This is a genomic window from Duganella sp. CT11-25 (assembly GCF_047302815.1).
GTDB lineage: Bacteria > Pseudomonadota > Gammaproteobacteria > Burkholderiales > Burkholderiaceae_D > Rugamonas.
In genome coordinates, this window is the sequence record NZ_JBKBFD010000001.1 from 4,465,159 (window position 1) to 4,483,267 (window position 18,109).

At 64.8% G+C, this 18,109-nt stretch carries 20 protein-coding genes and 1 tRNA gene; 11 read left to right on the forward strand and 10 right to left on the reverse strand.

Annotated elements, in window-relative coordinates; all coding sequences use genetic code 11:
- Nucleotides 1-6: 6 nt before the first annotated feature.
- Together ACEN9F_RS19100 and ACEN9F_RS19105 are read right to left on the reverse strand one after the other, a co-directional pair.
- Nucleotides 7-1,053, reverse strand: a complete 1,047-nt coding sequence (locus tag ACEN9F_RS19100) for an SPFH domain-containing protein (protein ID WP_413422291.1) — start codon at nt 1,051-1,053, stop codon at nt 7-9.
- Nucleotides 1,054-1,071: 18 nt separating this feature from the next.
- Entirely contained in the window at nt 1,072-1,458 is a 387-nt protein-coding gene (locus ACEN9F_RS19105) for a DUF350 domain-containing protein (RefSeq protein ID WP_413422293.1), read from the reverse strand.
- Nucleotides 1,459-1,509: 51 nt separating this feature from the next.
- On the opposite strand from ACEN9F_RS19105, the gene ACEN9F_RS19110 reads away from it, so the two are divergent.
- Genes ACEN9F_RS19110 through ACEN9F_RS19125 form a run of 4 tightly spaced genes read left to right on the forward strand, consistent with a single transcriptional unit; the run spans nt 1,510 to nt 6,958 of the window.
- Nucleotides 1,510-3,021: a polyamine aminopropyltransferase gene (locus ACEN9F_RS19110; protein ID WP_413422294.1), complete on the forward strand. Its 1,512-nt coding sequence runs from the start codon at nt 1,510-1,512 to the stop codon at nt 3,019-3,021.
- Nucleotides 3,021-4,631: an NAD(P)-binding protein gene (locus tag ACEN9F_RS19115; RefSeq protein ID WP_413422296.1), complete on the forward strand. Its 1,611-nt coding sequence runs from the start codon at nt 3,021-3,023 to the stop codon at nt 4,629-4,631. Before ACEN9F_RS19110 ends, ACEN9F_RS19115 begins: the two co-directional genes overlap by 1 nt.
- Before the next feature lie 12 nt (nt 4,632-4,643).
- Nucleotides 4,644-5,486, forward strand: a complete 843-nt coding sequence (locus ACEN9F_RS19120; RefSeq protein WP_413422298.1) for a polyphosphate kinase 2 family protein — start codon at nt 4,644-4,646, stop codon at nt 5,484-5,486.
- Nucleotides 5,487-5,503: 17 nt separating this feature from the next.
- Entirely contained in the window at nt 5,504-6,958 is a 1,455-nt protein-coding gene (locus ACEN9F_RS19125) for an NAD-dependent succinate-semialdehyde dehydrogenase (protein ID WP_413422300.1), read from the forward strand.
- On the opposite strand, the gene ACEN9F_RS19130 is transcribed toward ACEN9F_RS19125, so the two are convergent.
- Entirely contained in the window at nt 6,930-7,964 is a 1,035-nt protein-coding gene (locus tag ACEN9F_RS19130) for a PHA-depolymerase-like protein (RefSeq protein ID WP_413422302.1), read from the reverse strand. The two genes, ACEN9F_RS19125 and ACEN9F_RS19130, sit on opposite strands and share 29 nt — an antisense overlap.
- 203 nt (nt 7,965-8,167) lie before the next feature.
- On the opposite strand from ACEN9F_RS19130, the gene ACEN9F_RS19135 reads away from it, so the two are divergent.
- Nucleotides 8,168-8,770 carry a glutathione peroxidase gene (locus ACEN9F_RS19135; RefSeq protein ID WP_413422304.1) on the forward strand — a complete coding sequence of 201 codons (603 nt, stop codon included), beginning with the start codon at nt 8,168-8,170 and terminating at the stop codon, nt 8,768-8,770.
- On the opposite strand, the gene ACEN9F_RS19140 is transcribed toward ACEN9F_RS19135, so the two are convergent.
- Nucleotides 8,771-9,163 (reverse strand): rhodanese-like domain-containing protein, encoded by a 393-nt coding sequence (locus ACEN9F_RS19140; protein ID WP_413422306.1) that lies wholly within the window; start codon nt 9,161-9,163, stop codon nt 8,771-8,773.
- Nucleotides 9,164-9,259: 96 nt separating this feature from the next.
- Between ACEN9F_RS19140 and ftrA the strand changes: the two genes are divergently transcribed.
- The 4 genes from ftrA (at nt 9,260) to ACEN9F_RS19160 (ending at nt 11,773) form a co-directional block, all read left to right on the forward strand.
- Nucleotides 9,260-10,225 (forward strand): transcriptional regulator FtrA, encoded by a 966-nt coding sequence (gene ftrA, locus ACEN9F_RS19145; protein ID WP_413422308.1) that lies wholly within the window; start codon nt 9,260-9,262, stop codon nt 10,223-10,225.
- Nucleotides 10,226-10,276: 51 nt separating this feature from the next.
- Nucleotides 10,277-10,636, forward strand: coding sequence for a DUF1428 domain-containing protein (locus ACEN9F_RS19150; protein ID WP_413422310.1), 360 nt, complete (start codon nt 10,277-10,279; stop codon nt 10,634-10,636).
- Nucleotides 10,637-10,748: 112 nt separating this feature from the next.
- Nucleotides 10,749-11,450 (forward strand): phage tail protein, encoded by a 702-nt coding sequence (locus tag ACEN9F_RS19155; RefSeq protein ID WP_413422312.1) that lies wholly within the window; start codon nt 10,749-10,751, stop codon nt 11,448-11,450.
- Nucleotides 11,451-11,452: 2 nt separating this feature from the next.
- On the forward strand, nt 11,453-11,773 hold the full coding sequence (locus ACEN9F_RS19160; RefSeq protein WP_413422314.1) for a phage tail protein: 321 nt from the start codon (nt 11,453-11,455) through the stop codon (nt 11,771-11,773).
- Here the strand turns inward: ACEN9F_RS19160 and pabB are convergent.
- From pabB to ACEN9F_RS19175, 3 genes are read right to left on the reverse strand one after another with little or no spacing between them, the layout of a single operon-like run.
- Entirely contained in the window at nt 11,770-13,614 is a 1,845-nt protein-coding gene (pabB, locus tag ACEN9F_RS19165) for an aminodeoxychorismate synthase component I (protein ID WP_413422316.1), read from the reverse strand. The genes ACEN9F_RS19160 and pabB overlap by 4 nt on opposite strands.
- Nucleotides 13,615-13,629: 15 nt before the next feature.
- Complete coding sequence (gene slmA / locus ACEN9F_RS19170) at nt 13,630-14,205, reverse strand: nucleoid occlusion factor SlmA (RefSeq protein WP_413422318.1); 576 nt, start codon at nt 14,203-14,205, stop codon at nt 13,630-13,632.
- Between the two features lie 41 nt (nt 14,206-14,246).
- Nucleotides 14,247-14,972, reverse strand: coding sequence for a pyrimidine 5'-nucleotidase (locus ACEN9F_RS19175; RefSeq protein WP_413422320.1), 726 nt, complete (start codon nt 14,970-14,972; stop codon nt 14,247-14,249).
- A 29-nt stretch (nt 14,973-15,001) separates the two neighbouring features.
- On the opposite strand from ACEN9F_RS19175, the gene ACEN9F_RS19180 reads away from it, so the two are divergent.
- Nucleotides 15,002-15,904: a TraB/GumN family protein gene (locus tag ACEN9F_RS19180; protein WP_413422322.1), complete on the forward strand. Its 903-nt coding sequence runs from the start codon at nt 15,002-15,004 to the stop codon at nt 15,902-15,904.
- 32 nt (nt 15,905-15,936) lie between these two features.
- Here ACEN9F_RS19180 and ACEN9F_RS19185 read toward each other — a convergent pair.
- Both ACEN9F_RS19185 and argB read right to left on the reverse strand, forming a co-directional pair.
- A tRNA-Thr gene (locus tag ACEN9F_RS19185) sits at nt 15,937-16,011 on the reverse strand.
- A gap of 54 nt (nt 16,012-16,065) precedes the next feature.
- Nucleotides 16,066-16,959, reverse strand: a complete 894-nt coding sequence (argB, locus tag ACEN9F_RS19190) for an acetylglutamate kinase (protein WP_117012405.1) — start codon at nt 16,957-16,959, stop codon at nt 16,066-16,068.
- 166 nt (nt 16,960-17,125) lie between these two features.
- On the opposite strand from argB, the gene ACEN9F_RS19195 reads away from it, so the two are divergent.
- A complete protein-coding gene (locus ACEN9F_RS19195; RefSeq protein WP_413422324.1) occupies nt 17,126-17,329 on the forward strand; it encodes a cysteine-rich CWC family protein in 204 nt (67 codons plus the stop codon).
- On the opposite strand, the gene ACEN9F_RS19200 is transcribed toward ACEN9F_RS19195, so the two are convergent.
- On the reverse strand, nt 17,320-18,096 hold the full coding sequence (locus ACEN9F_RS19200; RefSeq protein ID WP_413422326.1) for a hypothetical protein: 777 nt from the start codon (nt 18,094-18,096) through the stop codon (nt 17,320-17,322). The two genes, ACEN9F_RS19195 and ACEN9F_RS19200, sit on opposite strands and share 10 nt — an antisense overlap.
- Between the last annotated feature and the right edge of the window lie 13 nt (nt 18,097-18,109).

Consider the following 18,109-nt stretch of genomic DNA (forward strand, 5'->3'; position numbering starts at 1 on the left):
GCAGTCTTAGCCGATCAGTTTTTTCAGCAGCTCGGCCTTGGTGCTGTCGTAGTCGGCGGCCGAGATCAGGCCCTTGTCGAGCAGCCCTTTCAGTTTTTCCAAGCGGGCTTCGATCGAGTCCTCGGCTGGTGCGGCAGGAGCGGCGACCGCGGGAGCCGCCGCTGCGGGAGCGGGGGCCAGCGTCGCGCCCAGCGTCTGGCCGATCGCCTGGCCCACGGTCATGCCCGCGCCCAGGCCGGCGCCGATGCCGGCCAGGCCGCCTTCGTTCTGCGCCGCCATCGGGATCGCGCTGGCCACCTGGTACTTGGTGAAGCCGGCCAGCTTGTCGGCGCTCATGCCGCCCTTCATGCCGGCGCCGATGCGCTCGTCCAGCGCGGCCTGCAGTTCTTCCGGCAGGCTGACGCTGGCGACGTTGAATTCATCGAGGCCGATGCCGTAGCGCGCGAACGCCGCGCCCAGGTCGCCCTTGACCTGCTGCGCCATCAGCGCCTGGTTGGCCGCCATGTCGAGGAAGGGCACTTGCGCGCTGCCCAGCGAACTGGCCATGGTCGCCATCAGGATGCCGCGCAGCTGTTCTTCCGCCTCGTCGCGGGTGTAGGCCTCGCGCGTGCCGCTGATTTCGGTGAAGAACGCGCGCGGATTGATGATGCGGTACGAGTACATGCCGAAGGCGCGCACGCGCACCATGTCGAAGTCCTTGTCGCGGATGGTGATCGGCTGCGGCGTGCCCCATTTGCGGCCGGTCTGCACGCGGGTGCTGAAATAATAGACATCCGACTTGAACGGCGAATCGAACAGCTTGTCCCAGTTTTTCAGGTTGGTCAGCACCGGCAGCGTTTGCGTGGTCAGCTTGTGGGTGCCGGGGCCGAACACGTCGGCGATCTGGCCCTCGTTGACGAACACCGCCATCTGCGATTCGCGCACCACCAGCACGCCGCCGTTCTGGATCTCCTGGTCGGCCATCGGATAGCGCCAGGCCAGCACGCCGTCGATTTCCTCGTTCCACTGCAGTACGTCGATAAACTGCTTCTTGATAAAGCTGCCGATGCCCATGATAAGGTCCTCGCAAAATTAGGAAATGCAGGCGCCGTTGAGGACGCCGATGGAAATGGAGATCGCGCTCAGCAAGCCGCCGAAGGCTTTGTTGTTGGCTTCGATCTGGTCTTTCGACATGTTCAACGCGCGCGTGGTGATCGCGTATGCCAGTATCTGCACCACCATCGCGCCGAAGGCCCAGGCCGCGAACTCCTGGTAATTTGCAGTATGCATCAGCGCCGAGCCGATGGTGATGGAAAAACCTATCAGCGCCCCGCCCAACGATAGTGCCGCCGCCTGGTTGCCCTGGCGTATCAGCAGCACCTCGTTAAACGGCGTCAGCCGCGTGTAGATGGCGAAAAACACCGCCAGCAGCACGGCGGCCGATAAAAGATGAATCAGATAGTTTAGGATGGCGGGCACGGCGCACCTTCGGTTAAAGTGGTTGACTTGATAATAATGCAAAAAAGCGCGATGAACAAAAAGATTCTCATATTGTCCGTGTTTGTGGTCGCTTCCTGCGGGCTCGCCTATGAGCTGATCGCCGGCGCCTTGTCCAGCTACCTGCTGGGCGATTCGGTGCTGCAATTCTCCACCATCATCGGATGCTATCTGTTCGCGATGGGCGTGGGCGCGCACTTTTCCAAGTATGTGCGCGATGAGGATGTGCTGTCGCGCTTTGTCGATATCGAACTGGCGGTCGGCCTGGTCGGCGGGGTGTCGGCGGCGGTGCTGTTCCTGACCTTTTCGTGGATGGCCGCGCCGTTCCGCACGCTGCTGTACACGATGGTGTTCCTGATCGGCGTCTTCGTCGGCATGGAGGTGCCGCTGGTGATGCGCGCGCTGAACGCGCGCCAGACCGAATTCAATGAACTGGTGAGCCGCGTGCTGACCTTCGACTACCTGGGCGCGCTGGCCGTGTCGCTGCTGTTCCCGCTGGTGCTGGCGCCGTATCTGGGGCTGGTGCGCACCGGATTCCTGTTCGGCATGCTCAATGTCGGCGTCGCCCTGTGGACAATTTCGGTGTTTCGCACAGAGCTGAAGAACGTCACCGGCCGCATGCTGCGCGCCTGCGCGGTGCTGTGTGCGCTGGTGTTCGGTTTCGCCTTTGCCGACAAACTGACTTACTGGGGCGAGCATGGCCTGTTCGGCGACGAGATCGTGTACGCCACCACCACGCCGTACCAGCGGCTGGTGATCACGCGCTGGCAGGATGACCTGCGGCTGTACATCAACGGCAACCTGCAATTCTCCTCGCGCGACGAATACCGCTATCACGAAGCGCTGGTGCATCCGGTGCTGGAGGCCCTGCCGTGGGCGCGTCGCGTGCTGGTGCTGGGCGGCGGCGACGGCCTGGCGCTGCGCGAGATCCTGCGCTATCCGAATATCGAGCACGTCACCCTGGTCGACCTGGATCCGGCGATGACGGGCGCCTTCGCGCAGCGCGCGGAACTGGTCAAGCTCAATCACGGTTCGCTCAGCGACAAGCGGGTGCGCGTCATCAACGCCGACGCGGCGATCTGGCTGCAGCACACCGAGGAGATGTTCGACGCGGTGATCGTCGATTTCCCCGATCCGTCCAGCTTCGCGCTCGGCAAGCTGTACTCGGTGCCGTTCTACGGCATGGTCAGGAAACACCTCGCTGCCAACGGCCTGATGACGGTGCAATCGACGTCGCCGTTCTTCGCGCCGCACGCCTACTGGACCATCGACGCCACGCTGCGCGAGGTCGGCATGAAGACCTGGCCATATCACGCCTATGTGCCGTCGTTCGGCGAATGGGGCTTCATCCTGGCGTCGCCGCAGGCGGACTACAAGCCGCCGACCGTGTATCGCCTGCCGATGCGCTACCTGAACGCCGACACCACGCGCGAGATGTTCACCTTCCCGCCGGATATGAAGCCGCTGCCGATGGCGCCCAACCGCTTGAACACGCAGTCGCTGGTGCACGAGTTCGAGCAGGACTGGCGCAGGGTGATACGCTGATGCTGCGCCGCTCCTTCCTGGTCTGGGCCGGCGCCAGCGGACTGGCCGCCGCCGGCAGCGTGGCCGGCTTCCAGCGCTGGCAGGAGATCACGCCGGCGCTGCACTACCCGGGCCGCGACGAAGGCCATTTCCTGCGCGACCGCCGCGCTTTGCCGCCGCCATCGCAAGTGATCCACACCGATATCGCCATCCTCGGCTCCGGCATCGCCGGCCTGACCGCCGCATGGAAGCTGAAAAAGCTCGGCCAGACCGATGTGCTGATGATCGACGGCCCGCAGCCGCACGGCAATGCCGCCGGCGGCGCCTTCGGCGATCTCGAATATCCGACCGGCGCCCACTACCTGCCGCTGCCGTCGCCGGAGTCCACCCATGTGCGCGAGATCCTGGCCGACCTGGGCATCATTCAAAAAGATGCGATGGCGGAGAAGCCGTATTACGACGAGCGCTTCATCCTGCACGGACCGGAGGAGCGCCTGCTGTTCAACGGCCACTGGCAGGATGGCTTCATTCCCACCGACGGCGTGCCGCAGTGGGAGCGGGACCAGCACGCGCGCTTTTTCGCCGAGGTGGAGCGCCTGCGGCAGACGCACGGCGCCGATGGCCGCCGCGTGTTCGTGTTCCCGACGGTGATGTCATCGGAAGATCCGCAATGGCAGGCGCTGGACCGCATCACGCTCAAGCAGTGGATGGAGCAGAACGGCTACACCGCGCCGACCCTGCACTGGTACCTGAACTACTGCTGCCGCGACGACTATGGCACGCGCTACGACCAGGTGTCCGCGTGGGCAGGGCTGCATTACTATTGCAGCCGCTGGGGCCAGGCGGCCAATGCCGGCAACGGTGCCTGGCTGACGTGGCCGGGCGGCCTGCAGCCGCTGGCGGCCGGCATGGAGCGCGCGGCGGCGGTCAAGCGCATGGGGGGAACGGCGGTGTCGCTGAAAAAAACGGCGGGCGGCGTCGAGGCGCTGTGTTTCAAGCTGGAGGGCGGCAAGCCGGTCACCTACCTGGTCCGCGCGCGCAAGGCGATCTGCGCGATGCCGGTCTACGTCGCGGCGCGGGTTGTGGATAACATCGCCGCTTACGGTATCGATCCGGCCAGGCACATCCCGGAGTATGCGCCGTGGATGGTGGCGAACTTCCTGATCAAGCGCTTTCCCGAAGAGCTGCCCAGCCAGCCGCTGTCGTGGGATAACGTGGTGTACAGCGAGCCGGGGCTGGGCTTCGTGGTCTCGACGCACCAGGATATCCGCGTACGGCCGCCGGAAAAGACCGTGTTCAGTTCCTATGTCGCGCTGTCGGACCGCAAGCCCGGCGCGGCGCGGCACTGGATGGCGGCGGCCAGGCCGGAGGAGCTGCTGGCGCTGGTCAGCGCGGATTTGAAAACCGCCTACGGCGCGCAGTTCGCGTCCTGCGTCGAGCGCGTCGACATCACGCTGCGCGGCCATGCGATGGCGGCGCCGTGGCCCAACTTCCGCAGCAACGCCGGCATGAAGGCCTTGCGCGAGGTGGATGGTCCGATCTTGTTCGCGCACGCGGACCTGTCGGGATTCTCTGTATTCGAGGAAGCTGCCTGGTGGGGCTATCGTGCCGCCCAGCTTGCCGCTAAGTGATATTCTTAAACCATGACACATGACGCCCGCCAGCGCTTCCGCGCCTCCGCCAAACAAAAGCTGCGCGACGAAGACGCCGACGACAGCGCCTTCTCCAGTCGCGCCGCCAATCCCAAACTGAGCAAGTCCAAGGGCAAGGCGCTCGATCTGCAGCGCACCGCCGCGCTGATCGACCGCATCTCGGCCCTGCAGGACAAGCTGTATGCCCAGCACCAGCAAAAGGTGCTGCTGATCCTGCAGGGGATGGATACCTCCGGCAAGGACGGCACGATACGCGCCATGTTCAGCGGCATCAGCCCGATGGGCATCCGCGCCGCCGCCTTCAAGGCGCCCACCGACAACGAGCTGGCGCACGACTACCTGTGGCGCGTACACCAGCAGGTGCCGGTCAAGGGCGAGATCGCCATCTTCAACCGCAGCCACTACGAGGACGTGCTGATCACCCGGGTGCAGGACTGGATCGACGACGACGAGTGCAAGCGGCGCTACCAGCAGATCCGCGACTTTGAGCGTATGCTTGCCGAAACCGGCACGGTGATCGTCAAGGTCTTCCTGCACATCTCGAAGGAAGAGCAGCGCGAGCGTCTGCAGGAGCGGCTGGACGATCCGGACAAGCAGTGGAAGTTCAACCCCACCGACGTCGAGCAGCGCAAGAAGTGGGATGATTACCAGCGCGTCTACGAAAAGGCGATCCGCGAAACCGATGCGCCGCATGCGCCGTGGTACATCGTGCCGGCCAATTCCAAGACCCACCGCAACCTGGTGATCGCCAGCCTGCTGCTGGAGACGCTGGAGGGCATGGCGCTGAGCTATCCGCCGCCGCATCCCGACCTGTCGTCGTTCACTGTGGAATAGACATCGAAGGAGAACGTATGCTGCAACTGAAAGACCCGGCACTGCTGCGCCAGCAGGCCTACATCAACGGCGAATGGCTGGACGCCGACAACGGCGCCACCCTGGCCGTGACCAATCCCGCCACCGGCGAGCAGCTCGGCACGATCCCGCTGATGGGGGCGGCCGAAACGAAGCGCGCGATCGCCGCCGCCAACGCCGCCTGGCCGGCCTGGCGCAAGAAGTCGGCCAAGGAGCGCGCCGCCATCCTGCGCAAGTGGAACGACCTGATCCTGGAAAACACCGAAGACCTGGCGCAGCTGATGACGGCCGAGCAGGGCAAGCCGCTGGCCGAGTCGCGCGGCGAGGTGACTTACGGCGCCTCGTTCATCGAATGGTTCGGCGAGGAAGCCAAGCGCGTGGCCGGCGAGACGCTGGCCTCGCCGTGGCCGGACCGCCGCCTGCTGGTGACCAAGGAACCGATCGGCGTCTGCGCCGCCATCACGCCGTGGAACTTCCCGATCGCGATGATCACTCGCAAGGCCGGCCCGGCGCTGGCCGCCGGCTGCCCGATGGTGCTCAAGCCGGCCGAGTCGACGCCGTTCTGCGCGCTGGCGCTGGCGGTCCTGGCCGAGCGCGCCGGCGTGCCGGCCGGCGTGTTCAGCGTCGTCACCGGCGCGCCGAAGGAGATCGGCGGCGAGATGACCTCCAATCCCATCGTGCGCAAGCTGACCTTCACCGGTTCCACCGCCGTCGGCAAGCTGCTGATGCAGCAAAGCGCGTCGACCATCAAGAAGCTGTCGCTGGAGCTGGGCGGCAACGCGCCGTTCATCGTGTTCGACGACGCCGACCTCGATGCGGCGGTGGAGGGCGCGCTGGCGTCCAAGTACCGCAACGCCGGCCAGACCTGCGTCTGCGCCAACCGCATCTACGTGCAGGACGGCGTCTACGACCAGTTCGCCGACAAGCTGGTGGCGGCCGTCGCCGGGCTCAAGGTCGGCAACGGCGCCGAGCCGGGCGTGACGCAAGGCCCGCTGATCGACGAGAAGGCGGTGCAGAAGGTCGAGCAGCACGTGGCCGACGCGCTGGCCAAGGGCGGCCGCCTGCTGGCCGGCGGCAAGCGCCACGCGCTGGGCCACGGCTTCTTCGAGCCGACCGTGATCGCCGACATCAGCAACGACATGATCGTCGCCACCGAGGAAACCTTCGGCCCGCTGGCGCCGCTGTTCCGCTTCAAGACCGACGAGGAGGCCGTGGAATTGGCCAACAACACCGAGTTCGGCCTGGCCAGTTATTTCTATTCGCGCGACATCGGCCGCATCTGGCGCGTGGCGGAAGGGCTGGAAAGCGGCATGGTCGGCGTCAACACCGGCCTGATCTCCAACGAGATCGCGCCGTTCGGCGGCGTCAAGCAATCGGGCCTGGGCCGCGAGGGCTCGCACTACGGCTTGGACGACTTCCTCGTCATCAAGTACATCTGCCTAGGCGGCATCTGACCGCAGGCATGACGGCCACCGCCGTCACCCCGGTCAGCCGGTCCACCATGCGCTTGACGGCCGCCATCTGGCGGCCGTTTTTTTGCGCGTAGCGCGTGTCGTCATAGGCGAACCAGTCCCAGCACGCATTCGGATTGGTGAACGGATAGATCGCCGACGCCTGTGGATAAAGCAGCAGCAGGCGGTTGTTGTCGGCCCAGGCGTTGTAGCCGGCGCGCTGCACGAAGGTGGTGCCGATGTCGTCCAGGTCCTGCAGGCAGCCGTGGAACACCACGTGCACCCGGCAGCCCTGGCCGTTGACGGTGCCGTCGCAGGACGGCGGCACATACAGGTAGCCTTTGTCCGCCATGCCGTGCCAGCCGGGCAGGGAGATGAATTCCGACTGGTCGAAGACGATGAAGCGCCCGGCCGGACTGCTGCGCGCGGACAGCGGACCGTAGATCCAGTTCAGCAGTTCTCCGGCCGCGTCGTAGCCGCAGTGGTTGATGTAGGGCGAGCCCAGGGTCAGGCAGCTGTTGCCGTAGCTGTCGGTCGGCATCGCGTGCTCGGCGTTCAGGTTGCGCTTGTAGAAAATCCGGTTGGCGTCGATGTAGTGGCGGTAGAAGGTGTTGAGGTCGTTCATCACCGGCTGCGGCACGACCGAATCGGCGCTGCCGGACAGCATCCAGATCCGCTGGCCGGCCATCGCGCTGGTGGGGTCGATGGTCTGCGAGGCCGCGAACCAGTCGGTGATGGCGATCAGGTCCGGTATCCGCGTGCCGCCGGGCCGCACGCGGCAGGCGAACAGCTCGCTGGTGCAGCTGCAGCTGGTGGTGGCGGTGAACACGCTGCCCTGCGAGCAGAAATACGGCCCGCCGGCGATGATGCCGGCGCCCGTCACCGTGCGCGAGAACGCCACCCCGAACTGCACCGCCATATAGGCGCCGGAGGACAGGCCGGACACGCTGACCTGGCCCGCCCGCATGGCCGGCAGCGAGACGGTTTGTGCCCGTGCTGTATGGTTCAACAACCCGCCCAACAGCATGAGCACTAGAAAAATCCGACGCATGGCAGCCTCCCCGGCTTGAATCTACAACCCAGTGTGCGTCATGAAAAAGCGGTTTGCTTAATCTCGCTCAATAGTGCGCTGAACCGGTTTTTTGGGCCTGTCAGGCAAGGTTGCCGGGATTGGCATAGAATGATTTTTTTCCTCTTTTCGGCCCATACACCATGTCCAAGACCTTCGCCCAGTTGTGCCTCGTTTCCTCGCTGACCATGCTGGCCGGCGCATCCGCGTTTGCACAAGCGCCGGCCGCCGCCCCGGCTGCCGCGCCTGCGGCGGCGGCTGGCAGTTGCCCCGCCATCCTCAAGCAAACCTTCAAGCGCCTGCAGGATGAAACGCCGCAGGACCTGTGCCAGTATTCGGGCAAGGTGATCCTGGTGGTGAATACCGCAAGTTACTGCGGCTTTACCAACCAGTACGAAGGCCTGGAAGGCTTGTACGCCAAGTACGGCAGCAAGGGGCTGGTGGTGCTGGGCTTCCCGTCGAACGACTTCGGCCAGCAGGAACCGGGCAGCAGCAAGGAAATCGCCGATTTCTGCTACAACACCTACGGCGTCAAGTTCCCGATGTTTTCCAAGTCGGTGGTCTCCGGCAAGGAGCCGAATCCGCTGTTCGCCAACCTGATCAAGGCCACCGGCAAGGCGCCGGCCTGGAACTTCCATAAATACCTGATCGACCGCAACGGCAAGGTGGTGGACAACTTCGGCAGCAAGGTCACGCCGACCGACAAGACCCTGGTCGGCGCGGTGGAAAAAGCGCTGGCGATGTAATCAAGCGGCGGCGAGGGTGAAGCCCTCGTCCAGCCAGCCGGTGACGCCGCCGGCCATCAATTTGACCGGACGGCCCAGTTGCGCCAGCCGCACGGCGGCGCGGGCCGCGCCGTTGCAGTGCGGCCCGGCGCAGTAGACCACGAACAGCGTATCGGCCGGGAATTCGGCCAGCCTGGAGCCGATGATCTTGCGGTGGGCCAGGTCCAGCGCGCCCGGCACATGGCCGGCCGCGTATTTCTCCGTGCCGCGCACATCCAGCAAGACGAAATCCTGCTGTCCGCCGGACAGCGCATCGTGCACGTCCCAGCAGTCGGTTTCATAGGCGAAGCTGGCTTCGAAGCGGGCCAGGGCGGCGGCGCTGGCGGCGGCTGGTATGGCGCTGACTTGGGACATGCTGATCTCCTGCGTGAGTGGATGGTGACGCCATTGTGCGGCCGCGCCGCCACCGCCAGCAGTGGCGCACAGGCCATTATGCGTTAAGATCGCGCCATGAAAAAACATCTCGTCGTCGCGCTGGCTTACGACCGGCTATGCACCTTCGAGTTCGGCTGCACGGTCGAACTGTTTGCGCTGGAGCGCCCGGAACTGGAGGTGGACTGGTACGAGTTTGCCGTCTGCGCCATCGAACCGGGGCCGATCCGCGCCGCCGGCGGCATCACCGTGCAGGCGCCGTACGCGCCGGAACTGCTGGCGCTGGCCGACACCATCGTCATCCCCGGCTGGCGCGACGCCGACGAATTGCCGCCGCCCGGGCTGCTGGCGCTGATACGCGCCGCCCACCAGCGCGGCGCGCGGCTGTGCTCGATCTGCTCGGGCGTGTTCGTGCTGGCCGCCGCCGGCGTGCTGGACGGCCAGCGCGCGACCACCCACTGGCGCTACGCCGAACGGCTGGCGCAGCGCTACCCGAAGATCGAGGTGCAGCCCGACCACCTGTACGTGGACAACGGTCAGCTGATCACCGCCGCCGGTTCGGCCGCCGGGCTGGACATGCTGCTGCACGTGGTGCGGCGCGACTATGGCGCGCGGGTCGGCAACCTGGTGGCGCAGCGGCTGGTGGTGGCGCCGCACCGCGAAGGCGGCCAGGCGCAGTTCCTGCCGCGGCCGATGGCGCAGCCATACAACCAGCGGCAGGGCAAGCTGTCCAGGCTGATGGACTGGCTGCGCAGCCATCCCGCGCAGCAGCACACGGTGGCCAGCATGGCCGAACGGGCGGCCATGAGCCCGCGCACCCTGCAGCGCCAGTTCCAGCAGGCCACCGGCCTCGGTCCGGTCGAATGGCTGATCCGCGAGCGGGTGGCCATCGTCAAGGATTTGCTGGAGGTGCCGGACGTGCCGCTGGCGCAGATCGCCGAGCGCGCCGGCTTTGCCTCCGAGGAATCGCTGCGCCACCACTTCCGCCGGCTCGCCGCGACCACGCCCGGCGCGTACCGGCGCCGTTTTGTGCGCGCCGCGTGAACCGCGACAAGTGCTACTCTAAAGACTTCGCATACCTACAAGGAGACGGTCATGGCATACGTAGACGGTTTTGTGATTCCGGTACCCAAGGAAAACCTGGATGCATACAAGAAAATGTCGCAGGAGTGCGGCGCGGTCTGGAAGGAATTCGGCGCGCTGGAGTTCCGCGAGTGCGTCGGCGACGATGTCCCGCCGGGCAAGGTGACCTCCTTCCCCCTCAGCGTGGACCTGAAGGAAGGCGAGGCGGTGGTGTTCTCGTGGATCGTCTACGAGTCGCGCGCCAAGCGGGACGAGATCAACGACAAGGTGATGAAGGACCCGCGCATCGCCGCCTACATGGATCCGGCCAACATGCCGTTCGACGGCAAGCGCATGATCTACGGCGGCTTCAACATGATCGTCGACCTGTAAATCAGCGAGCGATGTAGCACGTTTGTGCTACATAAAAATTTTTTATCGAGCCTGCATGTTTTATAAAATATGCAGGCTTTTTAACGTCCTCCATCCAGACATAGGCGAACCCATGCACGTAGGCGAAATCAAGATGTGCGCATTCGATTTTCCACCCCGCGGCTATGCCTTGTGCGACGGCAGGGTGCTGAGGATCAACCAGTATCGGGCGCTGTTCGAATCGATCGGCGCGACCTACGGCGGCGACGGCGTGTCCACCTTTTGCTTGCCGGACCTGCGTGGCCGGGCGCCGATGCATGTCAGCAAAGAGCCGGCGCGCAGAATCGCGCTGGGCGAACGCCGGGGCGAGGAGGCCGTCGCGCCGAAGACTGCGCAGTTGTCGGCCGGCCAGCCGCACGACAATATGCAGCCCTTCATCGCGATCCATTTCATCATCGCCCTGTATAAAAACACCGACCCGGACGAACCGTTCATGGGCGAGGTCCGCATGTTCGCCGGAGCGCGGGCTCCGCAAGGCTGGGAAACCTGCAATGGACAGCATGTCAGTGCGCAGCAGCACACGGCGTTGTATTCGCTGCTGGGCACGATCTACGGTGGCAATGCCACTACCGCCTTCCGCTTGCCCGACCTGGGCGGCCGGGTGCCGATCGGTGCCGGCACCGGCGTCGGCCTGAGCCCGCGCGCGCTGGGGGCGACCGGCGGTGCCGGGCAGGCAAGCCTGGCTGCGGGCCAGCCGCATTCGAACATGGGGCCGTATCTGGTCTGCACCTTCATCATCTCGATGACCGGCGCCTATCCACGGAGAGGAAACTGAGCATGCCCTATCTTGGTGAAATCGCGGCGTTCTCAACCGCCCGCGTGCCGCAAGGCTATACCCCGTGCGATGGCCAGTTGCTGGCCATTGCCTCGCATCGGCCGCTGTTTGCGATACTGGGCACGACCTACGGCGGCGATGGCAAAAGCACGTTTGCCTTGCCGGACTTTCGCGCCCGCGTACCGGTCCACCAGAGGCTTTCCCCCGGCTTGGGCGAAAGCCGGCTGGGCGAGCATGGCGGCGAGGACAAGGCGACGCTGCAGCCTTGCCTGGGACTGAATTTCTGCATCGCGCTGGAAGGCGAGTTGCCGCTCTTCGATTAATCCAGGAGCGCTCGCATCGCGCCGCGCAGCGCGTTGCAGACGACGATATCGTCCGCGCCGTCGAGCATGGCGCGGGTGATGACCGCTTCGCTGGCGTTCCAGTCCGGATCGTCCAGCAGCACGCCGCGCATCACGCCGGGCAACAGGCCGCTGTCGAGCGGCGGCGTCAGCCAGCGGCCGTCGATGCGCACGAAGACGTTGCTGCGGCCGCCCTCGGTCAACTCCCCCCGTTCGTTGAAGAACAAGGTGTCGAAGGCGCCTTGCGCCTCGGCGTCGCGCCAGGCGGCGTCGTAGCGCGTGCGGATGCTGGTCTTGTGGCGCAGGAATAGGTCGTCCGCGCTGGTGGCGTCGGCCGCCAGCAGCACGCGCACCGGTTCCGTCAGTGGCGTCAGCGGCGCGTGCTGCACCGAGAACGCGCCCGACGGCGACAGCGCCAGTCGCAGGCGGTAGACGGGGCTGGACGGCGCCAGCATGGCGCAGGCGGTGTCCAGGTAGGCGCTGGCCGCCGCCGCATCCCAGGCGAAGCCGAAGTAGGCGGCCGATGCGGCCAGCCGCTTCAGGTGGCGCTCGCGATGGCGCACGCCGCCGCCCGGCGTGGCGCGCATGGTTTCAAAAATCTCGAAGTCGTTTTGCAGGCCGGTGAGGAAGCGCGCCTTGAGCTGGCATTCGGCGAATTCCTCTTTCGCGTCGCTGTCGAAGACGATGCCGGCGCCGACGCCCATTTCGCCGCGCCGCACGCCGCCGGCATCCGGCGCCTGCAGCGTCAAGGTGCGGATCGGCACCGACATGCAGAAGTCGCCGACCTTGCCGTCCTGGCGCGGATCGAACCAGCCGATGGCGCCGGTGTAGACGCCGCGCGGATCGGGCTCCAGCTCGCCGATGATTTCCATGGTGCGCCGCTTGGGCGCGCCGGTGATCGAGCCGCACGGATAGAGCGCGTCGAAGATCTGGCCCAGCGTGGCGTCGCCGCGCAGCTTGGCGGTGATGGTCGACGTCATTTGCAGCACGCTGCTGTAGCGGTGCACCTCGAACAGCGCCGGCACGTCGACGCTGCCGGTTTCGGCGACGCGCGCGACGTCGTTGCGCAGCAGGTCGACGATCATCAGGTTCTCGGCGCGGTTCTTGGGATCGGCGGCGAGGTTGGTGGCGCGCAGGATGTTCTCGGCGGCCTGGCTGGCTGGCGCCGCGGGCGCCGTGCCTTTCATCGGCCGCGCGGTCAGCACGCCGTTCTCGTGGCGTACGAACAGCTCCGGCGACAGCGACAGGATGGCGCTGCCGTCGTCCAGCCCGACCAGCGCGCCGTAGGGCACCGGCTGGCGGCCGCGCAGGCGCGCGTACAGCGCGTGGATGCTGCCGAAGGCGTCGAAGCGCAGCCGGTAGGTGTAGTTGACCTGGTAGGTGTGTCCGGCCTCGATGTAGTCGTGGATGCGCGCCAGCGCGGCGCTGAACGCATCCTGCGTGACGTTGGCGTGGATGCCGGCGATGCCGGCCGGCCGCTCGATCGGGAAGGAGCGCGCGGCCAGCCAGTCGCCCACCTCGGACGCCGACAGCTGCGCGCAGTGCGAGAACAGCAGCACCTGCGCCAGCGGCTGCATGGCGGGCGGGCGGGCAGCCGCCGCTATGCCCAGCAGCTCGCCGCCCAGTTCATAGCGCAGCACCGTGACCGCGTATTCGCCGCGCGCCAGCGCCGCCCGCATCTGCTCCAGCAGCTGCGGCCAGGTGCCGATGTCGTCGCAGCGCAGCGTGCCGGTGTGGCCGGTGTACAGGCGCGAGCTGGCGTTGCCCGCCTGGGCGCCTTCCGGGCTGGCGTCGTCCAGCAGTGCGAATACTTCAGCGTTCATGGTCCACTTACACGGTTACGATAGCAGCAGGGCGATCTGCAGCGCCGCGTCCTGCGACGGGTTGTTCTTGAAGCCGCTCTTGGCGTAGCGGTGCCAGCGGCCGATGACGAAGCTGACCAGCATGCCGGCGCGCGCCTGCACGTCCGCCTCGTGCGCCTGGCCCTCGGTCACGGCGAGGCGCAAGGCCTGCTTGAGCGCCAGCTCGATGCGGTCGTAGAACTGGTTCATGCGCGCCTGCAGGCGCTCGTCCTCGTTGAGCAGCGCGTCGCCGATCAGCACCCGCGTCATGCCCGGATTCTGGCTGGCGAAGTTCAGCAGCATGCCGACGATATCGCGCGACTGCGCCAGGCCGTCGTTCTGGCGCTCGGCGATCTGGTTGATCAGCCCGAAGACGCTGGTCTCGATGAACTCGATCAGCCCCTCGAACATCTGCGCCTTGCTGGCGAAATGCCGGTACAGCGCGGCCTCGGAAAACTCCAGCTTGCGCGCCAGCGCAGCGGTGGTGATCTTGTCGCCCTTGGGTTGTTCCAGCATCTCCGCCAGCGCCTGCAGGATTTGCATGCGGCGCTGGCCCGGCGGTGTGCTTGCCATGTGATCTCGCGGGTAAGTGAAAGGAATAATTATTTGGTAAGTCAGCGCAGGTGATGCAGGCGTGCCGGCAAATTCCTCACTGATTTTACTTTGACATCGACATAAGCGGGGCGAATTAACCTTTTTTGCGGATGCGCCAGGCCGGCCGTGTCGCCTATCGTCAGGTATTGGGTGACCCAGGCGGTGCGCATGCCCAGTTCGTGGGCGCTGCGCAGGTTGGCCAGCGTATCCTCGACCAGGATGCAGCGCTGCGGCGCCAGGCCGTGACGCCGCATCAGCTTGCGCAGCAGCAGCTTGGACGGCTTGGGCCGCATCTGCCGGTGCACATTCATCGCCTCCACCGAGATGTGGTGGTTGAACTGGCGTTGCAGGCCGAGATGGCGCATCACCTGCGTCGAGTAGCGGTGCGGCGCGTTGGTCAGCAGGATTTTGCGGCCGGGCAGGCGGCGCAGCAGCTGGCGCAGTCCGCGCTCGGCGCGGATCATCGCGTTCAGGTTCTCGAAGCGGTGGGTTTCGTCGAGAAAGTGCGCGGCCTTGACGCCGTGGTGCTTGACCAGCCCCAACGTGGTGGCGCCGTAGCGCCGCCAGTACATGGTGCGCGCGGCGTTGACCACTTCCTCGGAAGCGGGCGTGACGCCGTCGCCCAGCACGCGGGCCATGTAGACGTTCATCGCGGCCATGATCGCGGGGAAGATGGCGTGCGAGGCGTTGTGCAGCGTGTTATCGAGGTCGAACAGCCAGACCGGCGGGTAGCGGGTAATATTCACGTCATCTCTATCAACAAAGGAAACAGTCCATGCAGCGCAAGATTATAGTGATGTTCTGCAGTTTGTTCTTTTTCGCCCTCGGCCCTTTGTGGGCGGCGGACAACGGGACGGCGCCCAACCGCGGCGCGCTGTTCAAGGTCACGCAGGGCGCGCATACGCTGTATATGTTCGGCACCATCCACGTCGGCGCCAGGGATTTCTATCCGCTGGAGCCGCGCGTGGCCGGCGTGCTGAAAAAGGCGCCGGTGCTGGCGCTGGAGATCGATCCGCTGGGCGACCAGCAGCAACTGGCGCGCGCCGTGCAGCGCCACGGCATGGCGGCCAAGGGCGCGGCGCCGGCCTTGCCGCCGGCCTGGCGGCAGCGGCTGGACCGCCTGCTCAAGCAGTACGACATCGAGCCGGAGACGGTGGCGATGATGAAGCCCTGGCTGCTGGCCAGCCTGCTGACGGTGAGCGAATTCGCCGCCCAGGGCTATGACGCCTCGCTGGCGGTGGACGCCCATCTGTCGAAACAGGCGCATGCCGCCGGCCAGAAAATCGTCGAGCTGGAATCGGCCGACAGCCAGATGGCGCTGTTCGACCAGATGACGCCCGCCGATCAGCTGCTGTTCCTGCAAGAGGCCATCGCCGGCATCGAGGACAAGGAGCAGGCCTACCAGGCGCAGGAGATCGCCCAGGCCTGGAAGCGCGCCGACGTCAAGGCGCTGGACGCGCTGGCGCTCAAGGCCGAGCAGGACGAGACGTTCTCGGGCCGCTTCGTGCAGAAGGTGTTGCTGGATGGCCGCAATCCGGCGCTGGCCGACGGCATGGTCAAGCTGATGGGGCGTGAAAACAACAGTATCGCGGCGGTCGGCATCCTGCATCTGATCGGCAAAGGGAGCGTGCCGGAACTGCTGCGCAAGCGCGGGCTGAGCGTGGAACGGATTTACTAAGCGGGGGGAGGGTGCTGCGGAGGTGAAGCGGATGGTGCCCTTTACGTGGATTGAACACGTGGCCTCTCCCTTACCAAGGGAGTGCTCTACCACTGAGCTAAAAGGGCGTACTGGTATGGCGATGCACTTGAAATCGAGGCGATCAGTGCATCGCCTTTTTTTCAGTGAGACCGGATCATAGTGCCAAAAGCTTGTTCGGTCAACACTTCGAGCAATAAAGAGTGCTCAATCCGGCCATCGATGATGTGCACGGTGTTGACGCCGGACTTGGCCGCATCCAGGGCTGATGAAATTTTAGGCAGCATGCCGCCCGAAATCGTGCCGTCGGCGAACATCTCGTCGATCTCGCGCGCCGACAGGTCGGTCACCAGGTTGCCCTGCTTGTCCTGCACGCCGGCGATGTTGGTCATCATGATCAGCTTTTCGGCTTTCAGGATCTCGGCGATCTTGCCGGCGACGACGTCGGCGTTGATGTTGTACGCCTGGCCATCCTGGCCGAAGCCGATCGGCGAAATGATCGGGATGAAGGCGTCGTCCTGCAGCGCCTTGACCACGGCCGGGTTGATCGCGTCGATTTCGCCGACGAAGCCGATGTCGAGGAACTGGCCCGGATTGTCCTTGTCCGGCATGGCCATCTTCTTGGCGCGGATCAGGCCGCCGTCCTTGCCGGTCAGGCCCACGGCCTGGCCGCCGTAGTGATTAATCAACATCACGATGTCCTGCTGGACTTCGCCGCCCAGCACCCACTCCACCACTTCCATGGTTTCTTCGTCGGTGATGCGCATGCCCTGCACGAAAGTGCCTTGCTTGCCGATTTTTTTCAGCGCGTTGTCGATCTGCGGACCGCCGCCGTGCACCACCACCGGGTTCATGCCCACCAGTTTGAGCAAAATGACATCACGCGCGAAGCCGTGCTTCAGGCGCTCGTCGGTCATCGCGTTGCCGCCGTATTTGATGACAATGGTCTTGCCATGGAAATTGCGGATGTAGGGCAGGGCCTCAGCCAGGATCTGAGCCTTGATCTGCGGTGCCACCGCGGTCAAGTCGTCATTCATGCCTAAGTTAAGAAGTTGGGTCATGGCGAGTCCGGAAAAGAAATTTGTGCAATTTTACAGCCTGACGCTGCAGTCTGTTACGCATTATAGGGCTATCCGGTTGTATTTTCCGAGAAGCTCCGCTACGCTCGCCGCATATGACCGCCCACGCCCCTCTGTGTAGACCATGAGCACCTGCTCGCGCTGCGGCGCGCAATTCTCGTGCGCGATGGTGGACGCCGATCCATCGGCCCCGGCGCAGCCCTGCTGGTGCACCTACCTGCCGGCCGCGCTGCCGGTGCCCTCCGCCCCCGGCGCCAGCTGCTGGTGTCCCGACTGCCTGAAGCAACACCTCGCCGCCACGCGCACGATTGCGCCGCATCAAAGCTGACCGTATCCGCCGCCAGACAATGGCTGATAGACCGGATGGGAGCGCACAAGATGAACCAGACCTCGCTTGACAAGCAAAGTGGCGGTGCTGAAGATGGGGCCATACCCCGCATCGTGCGGCTGGAGACCAATATGGACAACGTCACCAGCATATTTTCCTCTTTGCAAAGAAAAGAGGAAGAGCATTACCAATCCACTCAGGATCGGCTCGATCAGATTAATCAGTCGACCCGGGATCGGATGGAACAGCTCAACCAATTGACGTTGGATCGGCTGAATCAGTTCCAGGATCGAACGGATCAGCGCCAACAATCCACCCAGGAGCAGCTGAGTAAGGTCCAGGATCGGATGGGTCAGCATCAGCAATCCACTCAGGAGCAGCTGAGTAAGTTCCAGGATCGGATGGATCAGCACCAGCAATCCACCCAGGAGCAGCTGAGTAAGTTCCAGGATCGGATGGATCAGCACCAGCAATCCAGTCAGGAGCAGCTGAGTAAGTTTCAGGATCGGATGGATCAGCACCAGCAATCCACTCAGGAGCAGCTGAGTAAGTTCCAGGATCGGATGGATCAGCACCAGCAATCCAGTCAGGAGCAGCTGAGTAAGTTTCAGGATCGGATGGATCAGCACCAGCAATCCAGTCAGGAGCAGCTGAGTAAGTTCCAGGATCGGATGGATCAGCATCAGCAATCCACTCAGGAGCAGCTGAATAAATTGCAGGATCGGATGGATCAGCTTAATCAATCCAGTCAGGCGCGGACGGATCATCTACACCAGCTAA

Bases quoted from the DNA above. Each gene is read 5' to 3' on its own strand.
- ACEN9F_RS19100 (WP_413422291.1), bottom strand. From the start codon at position 1,053: ATGGGCATCGGCAGCTTTATCAAGAAGCAGTTTATCGACGTACTGCAG.
- ACEN9F_RS19110 (WP_413422294.1), top strand. From the start codon at position 1,510: ATGAACAAAAAGATTCTCATATTGTCCGTGTTTGTGGTCGCTTCCTGC.
- ACEN9F_RS19115 (WP_413422296.1), top strand. From the start codon at position 3,021: ATGCTGCGCCGCTCCTTCCTGGTCTGGGCCGGCGCCAGCGGACTGGCC.
- ACEN9F_RS19120 (WP_413422298.1), top strand. From the start codon at position 4,644: ATGACACATGACGCCCGCCAGCGCTTCCGCGCCTCCGCCAAACAAAAG.
- ACEN9F_RS19125 (WP_413422300.1), top strand. From the start codon at position 5,504: ATGCTGCAACTGAAAGACCCGGCACTGCTGCGCCAGCAGGCCTACATC.
- ACEN9F_RS19135 (WP_413422304.1), top strand. From the start codon at position 8,168: ATGTCCAAGACCTTCGCCCAGTTGTGCCTCGTTTCCTCGCTGACCATG.
- ACEN9F_RS19140 (WP_413422306.1), bottom strand. From the start codon at position 9,163: ATGTCCCAAGTCAGCGCCATACCAGCCGCCGCCAGCGCCGCCGCCCTG.
- ftrA (WP_413422308.1), top strand. From the start codon at position 9,260: ATGAAAAAACATCTCGTCGTCGCGCTGGCTTACGACCGGCTATGCACC.
- ACEN9F_RS19150 (WP_413422310.1), top strand. From the start codon at position 10,277: ATGGCATACGTAGACGGTTTTGTGATTCCGGTACCCAAGGAAAACCTG.
- ACEN9F_RS19155 (WP_413422312.1), top strand. From the start codon at position 10,749: ATGCACGTAGGCGAAATCAAGATGTGCGCATTCGATTTTCCACCCCGC.
- ACEN9F_RS19160 (WP_413422314.1), top strand. From the start codon at position 11,453: ATGCCCTATCTTGGTGAAATCGCGGCGTTCTCAACCGCCCGCGTGCCG.
- pabB (WP_413422316.1), bottom strand. From the start codon at position 13,614: ATGAACGCTGAAGTATTCGCACTGCTGGACGACGCCAGCCCGGAAGGC.
- slmA (WP_413422318.1), bottom strand. From the start codon at position 14,205: ATGGCAAGCACACCGCCGGGCCAGCGCCGCATGCAAATCCTGCAGGCG.
- ACEN9F_RS19180 (WP_413422322.1), top strand. From the start codon at position 15,002: ATGCAGCGCAAGATTATAGTGATGTTCTGCAGTTTGTTCTTTTTCGCC.
- argB (WP_117012405.1), bottom strand. From the start codon at position 16,959: ATGAATGACGACTTGACCGCGGTGGCACCGCAGATCAAGGCTCAGATC.
- ACEN9F_RS19195 (WP_413422324.1), top strand. From the start codon at position 17,126: ATGAGCACCTGCTCGCGCTGCGGCGCGCAATTCTCGTGCGCGATGGTG.
- ACEN9F_RS19200 (WP_413422326.1), bottom strand. From the start codon at position 18,096: ATGATCCGTCCGCGCCTGACTGGATTGATTAAGCTGATCCATCCGATC.